Genomic DNA, 13,634 nt, shown 5'->3' with positions numbered 1-13,634 from the left:
TGAAATATCAACCATTACAGTTGGCATTCAACGCTCCAGGGCCTTTTTCAACTCGCCTTTGTCCCGCTTAATCACATCGCTAAAACATATCGAATAAGCTCATCACTTAAATCATTGCTTAAGCCAGTAATTTACGCCAGTCACTTAAGTCAGGCGCATTTGGGCGCTCGCGCGCGAGCCGGTGCATCGCAGGTCAGGCTTCGCCTTCACCGGTAGCCGGCTCGGGTGCATTGCCTGCACGCACTTTTTCTTCAATGCGACGTCCAACGTCCGCGTCAATACGCTTCCAGTAGTCGAAGGCACGTTCCAGGACCGGGCTGCGTACACCGCCCAGCAAGCTGCCGGCCACCTGTTCTATCAGCTTGTTGCGTTGCTCATCATTGAAGACGTGGCGGACGAGCGTGCCGGGCTGGCCGAAATCATCATCGTCGGCATGCAGCGAATAGGCTTGCCGAACCATATCGCCATCTGTTTCCCAACCGTCGTCCATTTTCCCGGTACTGTCGGCCCAGTCACGTCCGGCACTGTTGGGCGCGTAAACGGGCGCATTACCACTGTGCTCATAAGCCATCTGACCATCGAACATATAGGTATTGACAGGAACTTTGGGACGGTTCACCGGCAACTGATGGAAATTGGTGCCGATGCGATTGCGCTGCGCATCGTTGTACGCAAAGGCACGTCCCAGCAGCATTTTGTCCGGAGACAGGCCGATACCCGGAACCACGTTGCCAGGCGAAAACGCAGCCTGTTCGATCTGTGCAAAAAAGTTCTCGGGATTGCGGTTCAGTGTCATCGTACCGACCTTGATCAACGGATAATCTTTGTGCGACCAGGTTTTGGTCAGATCAAAGGGATTGAAACGGTACTTGCCGGCATCGGCATAAGGCATGATCTGCACCGACAGCACCCAGCTTGGATGCTCGCCGCGGGCAATGGCATCAAACAGGTCACGCCTGTGAAAATCGGCATCTTTACCCGCCATTGCAGAGGCTTGCTCGTTACTGAAAAACGCCATTCCCTGGTTTGTATGGAAATGATATTTGACCCAGAATTTTTCACCCGCGGCGTTGATCCACATATAGGTATGTGAACCGTAACCGTTCATATGACGCCAGGTACGCGGCAGGCCACGTTCGCCCATCAGATAGGTGACCTGATGCGCTGTTTCAGGGTTGCTGGTCCAGAAGTCCCACTGCATATGATTGTCGCGCAATCCGGAATCGGGCAACCGTTTCTGGCTGCGAATAAAGTGCGGGAATTTCATCGGATCGCGCACAAAAAAGACCGGGGTATTGTTGCCCACCAGATCGTAGTTACCCTCGTCGGTGTAGAACTTCAGGGAGAAGCCGCGCACGTCGCGCCACGTATCAGGACTGCCTGCTTCCCCGGCCACGGTAGAGAACCGCGCCAGCATCTCGGTCTTACAGCCTTTTTGAAAAACTGCGGCTTTTGTGTATGCAGAGACGTCTTCCGTCGTTTCGAACTCGCCAAATGCGCCGGCCCCCTTTGCATGTGGCTGACGCTCCGGCACTTTTTCGCGATTAAAGTGTGCCATTTGCTCAAGAAAATGGACGTCGTGAAGCAAAATTGGCCCGTTAGGTCCGACAGTAAGCGAGTTGCGATCGCTTTGCGCGGGCGCTCCAGCGCCTGTGGTAGATCCGGAAGCGGGCTTTTTGTCTGATTCATTCATGGAAAACATCTCCTGTTGCACAAAAAATAAGCAAAGCGATCTCTGCAATGATCGGCTTCACACCGTTAATATAGGCCATTTTCGGCCGCGATTGGGCCAGTCTATCGTACTCATGTTTCATCCGATCGGATAGCGGCAGGCGCACGACCTTTTCGCCTGAACACCGCGACCTTCTTTGCAATGTCATAGCACCAGGGCTATCATAGGCTGCACGGATTCGTTCGAAGGCTTGTATCCGGCAAAAGTATGATGCCCCCTTGACGCGCTGCTGTATGCGCCTGCATTTGGTTACCGGCTGCAGCCGGCGATGACCTGGTCCGCCAGAGGCCGGCAAATCATCAGCGAATCCGATCCGACAGCACAATAGCAAGGAATATGATGGGACTATTAATCGACGGAAAATGGCAGAATCAGTGGTATGACACGGCCGGCAGCGGCGGCCGCTTTGTCCGCAGCGACGCGCAGTTTCGTCACTGGATCACAGCAGACGGCAGCCCCGGTGCGAGCGGCGAAGGCGGCTTCCGGGCCGAAGCCGGTCGTTACCATCTCTATGTGTCACTGGCCTGCCCTTGGGCAAATCGCACACTGATCCTGCGCGCACTCAAAGGCCTGGAAGACAAGATCAGCGTGTCCGTTGTCAATCCGTACATGGGAGACAAGGGTTGGACCTTTGAACCAGGCGCTGGAGTCGTGGGCGATCCGGTCGGCAACGCCCGGTATCTGTATGAAGTCTATCTGAAAGCGCAGCCAGACTATAGTGGTCGCGTCACGGTACCCGTCCTGTGGGATCTGGAACGCAACACGATTGTGAACAACGAATCAGCGGAGATCATCCGCATGCTCAATAGCGCATTTGATGGCATTGGCGCAACACCTGTTGACTTCTCCCCTGCTGCGCTGTTGCCGCAAATCGATCAGGTCAACGCGCGAATTTACAACAACATCAATAACGGCGTGTACAAGGCGGGCTTTGCGACAGATCAGGCGGCTTATGAAAAAGAAGTAACCAGTCTGTTTGCCACACTGGATGCGCTGGAGACCGAACTGGGCCAGCGCCGTTATCTGCTTGGGCAGACAGTGACCGAAGCCGACTGGCGCCTATTCACTACCCTGATCCGCTTTGATGCGGTGTATCACGGCCATTTCAAATGCAATCTCAGACGCCTGATCGACTACGAAAACCTGTGGAGCTACACCCGCGAACTCTACCAATGGCCGGGCGTTGCCGCCACCATCGACTTTGATCATATCAAACGGCATTACTATCAGAGCCACCAGACCATCAATCCGAATGGTATCGTTCCGCTGGGCCCGATTCTGGATCTGGAACGCCCGCCCAGCCGCAAGCTATAAATGCAGCAAGCCATAGTGCCTGCCCCGTCGCTTAAACGCGGCGTGCAGGCCGCCGCAATATGATGTATGCCATAATCCCTATGGACAAAACAATCGCTGACATTAGAAAGGCAGAGGTAAAAATGTCTTCGCCCTGCAGGTTGAACAAATCATGGGCCTTGCCCGAGATCCATTGCATAAATGATGCACCCAGAAACAGCGACGTGTTAAATAGCGCAATGGCACGGCCCTGCATGTTCTGAGGGTATACCTCCTTGGCATCGGCCAGTTGCCAGACGGTATTGCCGGCGCCGACCGCTATAACGACGATTGCGGCGATACTAAGCCACAGCTGCTGGCTATAAGCCAGGATAACGAACGCAATCACCAGAACCCAGGGCTGCATGCATAAATACGCATAGCGCTTGCCGGGGCCCGGATCCAGGCGCCCGAACAGCATCGGGCTGAACACGGAAATAATGGACAGCAGCAGGGCCAGGTTCCCCGCAAAAACCAGGCTTGCGTGATGACGCTCGACCAGCAGCGGCCCCAGCCATAAGCCTCGCAGCGTCAAAAACGCGGCATAAATGACGAACACCAGCGACAGAATGCCTGGCGTTTCCCGGATTTTCAGCAAGGCCTTATAGCCCGATATTGAACGCACTGCCACAAGGATCTTCTGTTTAAGACTGAGCGATGAGGCCTCCAGTTCACTGTCCACATTACGAACCCCAAAGTAAATCAGCAGCCAGGTCAGAAAACTCAAGAACGCCAGAATATAAAAGCAGCTGCGCCAGCCGAAATGACCAACCAGCCAGGCGGTCGGCGTTGCGGTAAAAATCAGCCCCAGACTGCCCGATCCCAAGGCAAAGGCGTACATCATTGAAAACTGCTTACCCGAAAAATGCCGGGCCATCAAAACAATACACGCCAAAAAGGCCGGGGCACAACCAAAGCCAATCAAAATCTGCCCCCACTGCAACATCGCCGGAGACACTGCCATGGCCGACAGCACCGCGCCCACCACTGAAAATGGAGAAACAACAAGAATGGTTTTTCTAATACCAAAATTGTCGATCAGAATACCGATCACCACCTGCAGGCAGCCAAATGCAATATGAAAAGAACCGATCACGCCTGCCAGCCTGTCGCTGTCAAGCATGAACTCGGTCTTCAATGGCACGGAAAGAATACCGCCCATAGTACGATAAGCCTGACTCAAAACAAACCCGGACAACAGAAAATAAAGCATGAGCTTGACTTTATTTATTGAGATCGACTGCGTATTCAACGGATGCCTCTGATTGAGATTTTAATTATCGAAGTTTGGATTGTAACGCACCGCAGCATGAAAGGCCGTTGACATGCCGGGCCCGCCCATCGGCTTTCCGCCTGCTGAAAACACGATGTTTCTTGCGATCATTTCATCAGACTTCGGTCTCGCGACGCTCATGGCAACATGAGCACCAGGCACGTATCGCATCGACAGGCGAGCCCAAAAGCACTCTAATCAGATGATGGCAATAGCTGACGTTCTGGCGTGAACAAAACATTCTCTCGCGTGTAAAATATTCCCGAACTCTCCGTCAAAGGTCAGCAATGGCAGCCCCGGTTCTATCCACCCCTCGTTTAATGCTAAGGCAATGGCAAGATAGCGATTTAGCCGCCTTTGCCGCCTTGAATGCCGATCCGCACGTGATGCGTTATTTTCCCGCTGTGCTGAATCGGCAGGAGAGCGACGCCCTGGCTGCCCGAATACGGCACCGACTTGACACCACGCAATTTGGATTTTGGGCAGTACAGATTACCGGCGTGGCTGATTTTGCCGGATTCATCGGACTATCCGTGCCCTCTTTCGACGCCCCGTTTATGCCATGCGTGGAAATTGGCTGGCGGCTCGCCCGTCCATACTGGAAAATGGGCTACGCCAGCGAAGGTGCGCGTGCAGCCCTCGACTACGCCTTTGGCGCGTTACACTTACCACAGGTCGTGGCATACACTGCGGCAATCAACACCCCGTCCATCTCGCTCATGCAGCGATTGGGTATGTGGCACCACGCCAGCGATGATTTCGGGCACCCCGCGCTGACCGAAGGCCACCCCTTGCGCCAACACGTGCTCTACCGCGTGACACAAACCGATTGGAAAACAGGTAAACCGCCCCATTGATCGTGGGACGCTACTTGGTTCTGAGGGCATCGTTATAAAAAGGTAAAATGTTTCCCGATCGCCTTGGCCTGTATACCCAAGGGATGAAAAGACATTATTATTGTTCGAGACCCTGGCCAGGATGCCAAACAGGAATCTGGCTTTATCCACCTGCCCCGCCATTTACCAGATAACACACTGGAGAATCGTTGCCATGACAGCCTCCGAACACATTGACGATCTGATTGCAAAACTCACAGACTGGCGTGGCAACATGCTGGCCAATATCCGCAAGACGATTCTTGCTGCCGACAGCGACATCATTGAAGAATTCAAATGGATGGGCAGCCCGGTATGGTCCCGCGACGGCAATATTGTGGTTGGTAACGCGCACAAGAACAAGGTCAAACTCACTTTTTCCCAGGGTGCCCACCTGCCCGACCCAGAGAAGCTATTTAACGCCGGGCTGGACGGAAAACAATGGCGCGCCATTGACCTGTTTGAAGGCGACCGGATCAATAAGCCCGCACTAAAGATACTTATCCAGGCAGCGGTTCTGTTCAATCAGCAAAAACTGCAGGCCAGACAATCGAAAAAATCTCCAGCCAGGAAAAATTGATTGATCGACGTGAGCCAGGACCGCCCAGCGTTGCGGCAAATCAATCACAACTGAAATTGCGGTCCCGTCGGCTCATATCCATTGCTGCCGTTATATCTTCCGACAGTAATGCCACTGGCCATTAATTTTCTGCCTCAAGCACTGCGCCGGCCAGTTCCATCAGAACCGGGCTGAGTTTGCTCACGATATCGACTGCTGGCAGATGCGTGTTGACGCTGACATTCAACACATGAACAGGCTGATACTTGAAACGCAATGGCGTTGCCAGCGCAATCACGTTCGGCTGCCAGGATGCGACGCAAAAACCTGATTTTCGCACCTGCCGCAGCGATTGCCGAATTTGCCGCTCCAGCGAGGCCCAGTCTGCATGGCGTCGCAGGTGCAGGCGTTGCATCAATTCATCGCGCGCCTGCGGCGCCATGCTTGCCAGATACGCCCGGCCCAGCGAGGTCAGTTCAATGGGCACCCGCTGCCCCGCGACCACATTGCGCAGCGAGACTTTCTTATTGAAGCGGACCGATTCCAGATAGACCATTTCATCATGGTCAATGACCGCAATCCCCACATTGATTTTGTGCGCCTGGGCAACGCGTTGCATCAGCGGCGCTGCAATTTTCAACACAGGCGACGCCGAACGCATTGCATGCCCAAAGCTGAGCAACGGCGCTGCCAGCCGATAGGCGCGTTCGCGAGCTTCGTAATCAAGCATTCCGGTGCGCACCAGGGTTTGCGTCAAGCGGCTGACCGTTGCCGGCGCCAGGCCAGTGCGTTCGGCCAACTCACTGTTTCCTATCAAATCCGCTCCTGGACGGAACGCTCGAAGAATGTCGATCCCGCGCTCCAGTGAGCGATTTTGAGCCGGGCGATCCAGGCGTTCCTGCACGTTTTTGCTGACCATACGTACTCCTCTTCAATTCCATCTAGTGAAATTTCGTTATTACGTATTGCAAGTTTAACGCATAAACTGCAATCGTAATATTGATACGCCAACACAAGCTTGGGCCGCCGCAAGGCAGCGCCTGAACAACCAGACAATGACAGGAGACCTCATGAAAACTAGAAACATATCAAGCGCTTGCCTGAAGGCAGCCTTCTTGGCAATTACCGGCCTGACAGCGGCCTTTGCGAGCCAGGCTGCACAAGCAGCCTTTCCTGAACGGCCGGTGCGGCTGATTGTCCCCTTTGCCCCGGGAGGCGGCACGGATATGATTTCCCGGCTGCTGGCAGAAGGCATGGCGCGTGAGCTGAAACAACCGGTAATTGTAGAGAACAAGCCCGGTGCAGGCACCACCATCGGCTCGGACGAAGTGGCCAGGGCGCGCCCCGACGGATACACGCTGCTGATGGCGACCTTTGCCCATGTCGTCAATCCCTATCTGCATCCGAAGCTACCTTACGATACCGATAAGGCATTCGCCGCAATCAGCATGATCGGCCACTCTCCCAGCGTGCTCGTGGTCAGACCCGACAGTCCGATCAAATCCGTGAAGGATTTGATCGAGACAGCAAAACAAAAGCCCGGCACGCTCACCTATGCGTCTCAGGGCGTGGGCACCTCGGCGCATCTGGCCGGCGAACTGCTCGAGTCTCTGGCGAAAATAAATATGTCGCATGTGCCTTATCGGGGCGCTGGGCCGGCGCTGAATGACCTGTTGGGCGGCCATGTCGATACGATGTTCGGCACTGCCGCTGCGGTGGGCCCCTCCTTGGAAGCGGGAACGTTGCGGGCATTGGGTGTGACCACAGCCGAGCGCTCTCCTGCGCTGCCGGATATTCCCACTATTGCCCAAAGCGGTTTAGCTGACTATGTGCTGGACAGCTGGTATGGCCTTTATGCACCGGCCGGTACGCCGCCGGAGGTCATCGCAACGCTGAATGCCGCTGCGCATAAAGCAGCCGGCACCGATACGTTCAGGAAAAAGGTTCAAGGCGAAGGGCTGGTGATATCCACAGGCACACCCCAGGCGCTCGATGACTATATCAAAGGCGAGCAAGCCCGTTGGAAAAAGGTAATTTCATCCAGCAAAATCACGCTGGACTAGTCGCAATCGAAATAAAGGAAGCAGTGATATGACACACACATTGATCGATGTCCAGGTGCAATCCGGTATTGCAACTGTATTTCTCAACCGACCTGAAAAACGCAACGCCATGAGTGACGATATGCGAACAGAGTTCATTGAGGCCCTGGAACAAATCGCGGCCGACAAATCCATTCGGGCGCTGGTTCTGACCGGCAATGGCAAGGGCTTTTGCGCAGGCGGGGATATCGCGGGTATGCAGCGGCGCATGCAGGCACAGCCCGGAGAGGTCGCCATCAATGGCTGGAGTCGCCAGCAGCGCGTCCACCATGCAGTGTCGCTGCTGCATACTATGCCCAAACCTACCATTGCTGCGGTCAACGGCGCGGCCTCGGGCCTGGGCGCCGATACAGCCATGAGTTGCGATTTTATCGTCGCCTCGGAGGCCGCCACTTTCAGCTGGTCATACATCAATCGAGGGCTCATTCCCGATGGCGGCGGCATGTACTTTCTGCCACGACGCATCGGCCTGCCCAAAGCCAAGGAACTTATATTCAGCGGGCGCACCGTCGCTGCACAGGAAGCACTGGCTCTGGGGATCGCAGATCGTGTGGTCCCGCCCGACGCATTATTGAGCAACGCACAGCAATGGGCAATAGAACTGAGCGCCGGTTCAGGAACAGCACTGGCCCTGGGGAAAACCATCTTGAATCAGACATTCGAACTGACAGCAGCGCAAGCATTTGCCCAGGGGAGCCAGGCCCAGGGCATCTGTTACACCAGCACCGAGCACCGGGAAGCCGTGATGGCATTCCTGTCCAGAATGGCCGAAAAAAAGACCACCAAATAACGGGAAAAGCAACACAATCATGAATGCAATATCACGTCTTATTCGGCCACGCAGCGTGGCAATCATCGGCGCCTCTGCCGATTTGGGAAAAACAGCGGGAAGGCCCCTGGCCTATTTGCGCAAACATGGCTTTGATGGCGCCATCTATCCCGTCAACCCGCGCGTGACGCATATTGGCGACGTACCGTGCTATCCGGATATTGACTCGCTGCCGGCGGTTCCTGATGTGGCCATCATATTGCTGGGCGCCGGGCGTGCGCATCAGGCAGTTCGGGAACTGGCGCAAAAAGGCACCGCGGCGGCCATCGTGCTTGCCAGCGGCTATTCCGAAGCAGGAGCCGAGGGAAAAGAACGCCAGCAACAACTGCGGCAGGCCGCTGGCGCAATGCGAATACTGGGACCCAATACCATTGGTCTGGTCAATCTGACCGATGGCATTCCGCTGTCTGCAAGCGGAGCGCTGGAAATGGATCAGTTCCCGGTCGGCGACGTTGGCGTGGTTTCGCAAAGCGGCGGCATTCTGGGCGCCCTGCTCTCGCGCGCCGCGGCACGCGGAATCGGCATGTCCAAGCTGATATCAACCAGTAATGAAGTGGACCTGGAAATGGCCGATTTCATCGACTATCTGGTTGACGATGCGTCCACCAAAGTGATTGCACTGTATATTGAATCCATACGCAATCCACAAAAATTTCGCGCCGCTGCATTGCGGGCGCGACTTGCGGGAAAGCCTATCGTGGCGTTCAAAATCGGCAGATCCGAAGCGGGCGCCCAGGCGGCCATCTCGCATACGGGCGCATTAGCCGGTCAGGACACGATGTATGACGCCCTGTTCCGGCAGACCGGTGTGATCCGCGCGCAGCGATTCAGCGACCTGCTGGATATGCCAAGCGCATTATCGACCGGACGCATACTGCGAGGCAGACGTGTCGCCATTCTGACGTCAACTGGCGGCGCCGGCACCTTGGTGTCAGACAGCCTGGGCGTGGCCGGTTTTGAAACCCCGGCGCCAGGCGCCCGGACCGCAGCCGCATTGCGTGCACTGCAGGGTGATATGCCGGCGGCGCTGGATCGCAACCCGGTTGACGTGACCCTGGCCGGTTTACAGCCTGATCTGTTGCGTGGCGCAATCGCCACCCTGTCGGCCAGTGACGACTATGACGCACTGGTCATGATTGTGGGTTCGTCCAGCCTGGGCAATCCGCAATTGATGGCCGATGCCATTTGTGATTGCCTGCCCGAGACAGACAAACCCATTGTCGCATTCGTCAGCCCGCATGCGCCAAATGTGGCCCGTCTGCTCAATCAAAGGCAAATACCTGCATTCATGGAACCGGAGTGCTGCGCTGTTGCCCTAGATGCCATGTGGCAAACCCAGGCAGAACCTGCACTGCAGGCGCCGTGCATTGTCCAGTCGACCCCACTGGCAGACCTGCCGGCGGGAACATTGAACGAAGCCCAGGCCAGAGACCTGTTTTCCCGATTCGGCATTGCCGGCGCCGGACAAACCATTGTCTCGAATCCGACACAGGCACAGGCGGCCGCCCTGCAATATGGATCTGCGGTCGTGCTGAAAATACTGTCCAGCCAGATCATGCATAAAAGCGATGTTGGTGGCGTGTGCGTGGGCGTTGCACCTGAGCATGTGGCCGAGCGCATCACCCGGATGCAAACAGAAGTCTATGCCAAAACCGGCGTGCGTCCTGAACAGTTTCTGGTACAGCAGATGGTGACCTCTGGCATCGAACTGATCCTGGGCTTTCATCGTGATGCGCTGGGCAGCGCCATTTTGCTTGGCATGGGCGGCGTGACTGCAGAATTACTGAAGGACACCACAATGCGTCTGTTGCCGCAACAAGGTGGGCTCAGTCTTGCTGACGCCTATGACATGATGCATGATCTGCGTACCTGGCCCCTGCTCGATGGCTATCGCGGCCGCATAAAAGCCGATCAGCAAGCGTTGGCCCAAGCCATCGTGAACTTTTCCAATATGGTGGCCAGCGTGGGAGACAGGCTTATTGAAGCCGAGATCAACCCACTGTTTGTTCTGCCCGACGGACAGGGAGTAAAAGCGGCAGACGGCATCGCGATCCTGGCCGGTTAATCTGGGTAACTAATCTGGCCAATTGATCGGGTCAACTAATGGATTGAGCAATGCAATGAACACAGGATTGCCGGCGCTATCGCTTCATGGCCTGGCGGCCGACACCACAAAACGCAGGCTCGGCCATGGGTCATCGCAAACTTCACAGATCAAGCACCAGCAGTTCGCTTTTCGCTCTGGAAACACACGCAGTCAGATATTCGGATTGCTCATCAGGGCTCAGAATGTAGTCCTGATGGTCGACCTCGCCCTCCAGATAGCGAACTTTGCACGTCCCGCACAAGCCTGAAACGCAGGACGTCTCCAGCTCTATTCCAGCGTCGGCCAGCGCCTCTACCAAACTTTTATCGGCAGGCACACCGATCTGCTGCCCCGTACTGGCTATTCTCACCTTAAAGCGGCCGTCAAATTCTGAATCCGATTCTTTATCTTTACGCTCAGCCACTGGCGCCTTGAAATACTCACAGTGAACTGTCCCGTCGGGCCATTCCTGTGTTGCCTGCGAACAGGCTTGCATAAAGGCGGGGGGACCACAAAAATACACGTGTGTGCCGTCCTCTGAAGCGTTCAGCAGCGCCGCAATATCCAAACCTCGGGCCGGGTCGCCGTTGTCGAAGTGCAAATGCACCTTTGCATGGTCAGCGAAAGCGGCGGTGAAAGCAGCGCAGGACGCGTCCCTCGCACAGTAATGCAATTGATAATCCATCGACCATTTATCAAGGGTGTGGATCATCGATTTTAAGGGCGTAATGCCAATGCCTCCTGCCAGAAGCAGGATTTTTCTGGCGTCTGGCTGCAGCGGAAAATGGTTGCGCGGCACACTGACTTTAACCATGTCCTGCACCCTTAGCGTTTCATGCAAGGTTTTTGAGCCACCCAACCCGGTCTCGGACTTCAGAACAGCAATGACGTAGCGCTTTGTGTCCGTCGGATCATTACAAAGCGAGTACTGCCGGATCAGCCCTGGCTGTATGTGTATATCCAGATGCGCCCCGGCAGTAAATACCGGCAAATCATCACCCTGCGGATGAACCAATTCGTATGAATGGATGCCGGTGGCCTCATAACGGATCTGCCTGACCATCAATGAAAGCGTTGACGCTGTCGCGCTCGCCGGATTCGTCGCTATATCTGTGCTCATATCGTGTCTACCATCTTTGATATCGTTATTGGAAACGTGCTCACGGCGGGCTGCCTGCCCGCCTGATCGTTTACACCTGTTTACCGTAAGTGTCTTTCGCCGTTTTTTCCAGCAGTTCCATCCTGTCGCGTACGAAGTCCGCCCGGGCAGGGCCCGTGTGCTTGTCGCTTTCAGTTAGAATGGCAACAATCTGCTTGGCGACAAATCGACGCTGCGCCACTTCAGCCTCAACGGTCTCCGCTACAGGAAGATCAAAGACGTTGCCCGAGCAATAACTATTGGGTGCACCGCCCGTCTCCAGTAACCACTGCCTGAATCCGTCGGCTGACGCGGCCGGGTTAGTGCCCCGAATGGCATCCCGCAACAGTTTCCTGAACATGTACAAACCGGCGTCGAATTTGGTCGGGTTTTCCAGCGCATGGATAGCAATCGGGCGCTGGCTGATAATGGCTTCATAATCGCCTGGTGCATACTGGCATTCTTTATAATTGGCCCGCTCCCGGTGATTGGGTGGAATGGGCGGCATATCTTCCAGCTTATATTTGCCAAAACGCTCGGGTCGGCGCATGGCAACCTGACCCTCCAGAAAATCGATGCTTTCATAGCCGACCATGCCTTTGTCTCCCACGCTACGCGTGTCGATCCCTGGACCCATGACGCGCCATCCGATCATTTTGGCATTTTCATCATCAACGGGTACGGTCCAGCGGATGATATGAAAGCGGCTGAACAACTTTTTATTCGAACCATCTTCCGAGGTATATGCATGCAGGCTCAAATTCGGCAGTATCTGGTGCTGTACGCGGATAAACAAACGGTCCTTGTCCACTCGCCGGGCCCCTGAGCAAGCCAGGCTGCGGCCCTGGTGTACAGGAATAAATTGCATATCAGGCGGCACCTCCATAGAAGCGGCGCCAACTTCATCAAAGGTCGTGCCTTGATAATGCCCATCGACCACATTTTTTGCTGCATGCAGTGCCATGGTGTGATAATTATCTGCCGCATTATCCTGGACCTGCAGCCAATTGCAATGTTGGAAATTGCTGAACGGCACCAGTTCATCACCTTGTGCAACGGTGAAATTTCCTTCCCACTCGGGAAAAGGCGGCTCTTTATCCGGCGGGCCCATGTACGCAAAAATAAGTCCATTACGTTCCACCGCTTTGTAGGCCCCCTGTTGAATCGAACAGGCAAATTTCTCTGCTTCTTTTTCTTCGCCTTTGGGAAACGGCGCACGCAGGCAGGTACCGTCAACATCAAACACCATGCCGTGATAACAACACATAATGCCGCGTTCCTGAATGGCCCCATACTCCAGCGAAGCGCCGCGATGGACACAATGCGCATGCAACAAACCAATGTGCCCGCTCCCGTCCTTGAAAGCCACCAGCTCTTCGCCCAGGATTTTCAAAAAACGGGGCGTGTCGGTCAATTCCATTGCCATGCAAACCGGATGCCAGAAACCACGCATGTATTCTCCCATCGGTGTACCCGGCCCCACCTCGGTCAATTCCGGATCATGGCCTGGAATCTTGTTGGTGTAATAGCCGCCGTAAGGAATCAGTTTTTTTGTCACTGCACCTGCGGCGCCGGCGCCTCGGCCCTGTTCTGCTTTATCCATTGGTCTGCTCATTTCATCGCTTCCTCTAAAGGTTGTGAATTTCCATTGCCGGTTAAATTATTGATTTAATGTATACTGAACTCTGTATACAAAGAATAAAACGCC

11 protein-coding genes are annotated in these 13,634 nt (G+C 55.1%); 6 read left to right on the top strand and 5 right to left on the bottom strand.

All coding sequences use genetic code 11. The features are described 5' to 3' along the window. Positions 1 to 193: 193 nt before the first annotated feature. Positions 194 to 1,693, bottom strand: a complete 1,500-nt coding sequence (locus tag ACTIKR_RS09315; RefSeq protein ID WP_193087499.1) for a catalase — start codon at positions 1,691 to 1,693, stop codon at positions 194 to 196. A 378-nt stretch (positions 1,694 to 2,071) separates the two neighbouring features. Between ACTIKR_RS09315 and ACTIKR_RS09310 the strand changes: the two genes are divergently transcribed. Beyond that, on the top strand, positions 2,072 to 3,046 hold the full coding sequence (locus tag ACTIKR_RS09310; RefSeq protein WP_193087570.1) for a glutathione S-transferase family protein: 975 nt from the start codon (positions 2,072 to 2,074) through the stop codon (positions 3,044 to 3,046). Positions 3,047 to 3,077: 31 nt separating this feature from the next. On the opposite strand, the gene ACTIKR_RS09305 is transcribed toward ACTIKR_RS09310, so the two are convergent. Beyond that, entirely contained in the window at positions 3,078 to 4,277 is a 1,200-nt protein-coding gene (locus ACTIKR_RS09305) for an MFS transporter (protein ID WP_193087498.1), read from the bottom strand. A gap of 347 nt (positions 4,278 to 4,624) precedes the next feature. Between ACTIKR_RS09305 and ACTIKR_RS09300 the strand changes: the two genes are divergently transcribed. Beyond that, positions 4,625 to 5,194 (top strand): GNAT family N-acetyltransferase, encoded by a 570-nt coding sequence (locus ACTIKR_RS09300; RefSeq protein WP_193087497.1) that lies wholly within the window; start codon positions 4,625 to 4,627, stop codon positions 5,192 to 5,194. Positions 5,195 to 5,387: 193 nt separating this feature from the next. Continuing rightward, entirely contained in the window at positions 5,388 to 5,792 is a 405-nt protein-coding gene (locus ACTIKR_RS09295) for a DUF1801 domain-containing protein (RefSeq protein ID WP_193087496.1), read from the top strand. Between the two features lie 121 nt (positions 5,793 to 5,913). Here the strand turns inward: ACTIKR_RS09295 and ACTIKR_RS09290 are convergent, their stop codons facing one another. Then, on the bottom strand, positions 5,914 to 6,690 hold the full coding sequence (locus ACTIKR_RS09290; RefSeq protein ID WP_442327709.1) for an IclR family transcriptional regulator: 777 nt from the start codon (positions 6,688 to 6,690) through the stop codon (positions 5,914 to 5,916). A gap of 151 nt (positions 6,691 to 6,841) precedes the next feature. Here ACTIKR_RS09290 and ACTIKR_RS09285 point away from each other — a divergent pair, with 151 nt between their 5' ends. From ACTIKR_RS09285 to ACTIKR_RS09275, 3 genes are read left to right on the top strand one after another with little or no spacing between them, the layout of a single operon-like run. Beyond that, positions 6,842 to 7,834, top strand: coding sequence for a tripartite tricarboxylate transporter substrate binding protein (locus tag ACTIKR_RS09285; RefSeq protein WP_442327708.1), 993 nt, complete (start codon positions 6,842 to 6,844; stop codon positions 7,832 to 7,834). A gap of 28 nt (positions 7,835 to 7,862) precedes the next feature. Beyond that, positions 7,863 to 8,663, top strand: a complete 801-nt coding sequence (locus tag ACTIKR_RS09280) for an enoyl-CoA hydratase/isomerase family protein (protein WP_442327707.1) — start codon at positions 7,863 to 7,865, stop codon at positions 8,661 to 8,663. A gap of 19 nt (positions 8,664 to 8,682) precedes the next feature. Next, positions 8,683 to 10,767, top strand: coding sequence for an acetate--CoA ligase family protein (locus ACTIKR_RS09275; protein ID WP_442327706.1), 2,085 nt, complete (start codon positions 8,683 to 8,685; stop codon positions 10,765 to 10,767). A 142-nt stretch (positions 10,768 to 10,909) separates the two neighbouring features. On the opposite strand, the gene ACTIKR_RS09270 is transcribed toward ACTIKR_RS09275, so the two are convergent. Both ACTIKR_RS09270 and ACTIKR_RS09265 read right to left on the bottom strand, forming a co-directional pair. Beyond that, positions 10,910 to 11,908 (bottom strand): PDR/VanB family oxidoreductase, encoded by a 999-nt coding sequence (locus ACTIKR_RS09270; protein ID WP_442327705.1) that lies wholly within the window; start codon positions 11,906 to 11,908, stop codon positions 10,910 to 10,912. 70 nt (positions 11,909 to 11,978) lie between these two features. Continuing rightward, the gene (locus ACTIKR_RS09265) at positions 11,979 to 13,541 is read right to left on the bottom strand and encodes a Rieske 2Fe-2S domain-containing protein (protein WP_442327704.1); all 1,563 of its coding nucleotides are present in this window, start codon (positions 13,539 to 13,541) and stop codon (positions 11,979 to 11,981) included. Positions 13,542 to 13,634: the final 93 nt, after the last annotated feature.

It is taken from the genome of Advenella sp., assembly GCF_052108595.1.
GTDB lineage: Bacteria > Pseudomonadota > Gammaproteobacteria > Burkholderiales > Burkholderiaceae_B > Advenella.
This window is presented reverse-complemented; position numbering and strand designations above follow the sequence as displayed.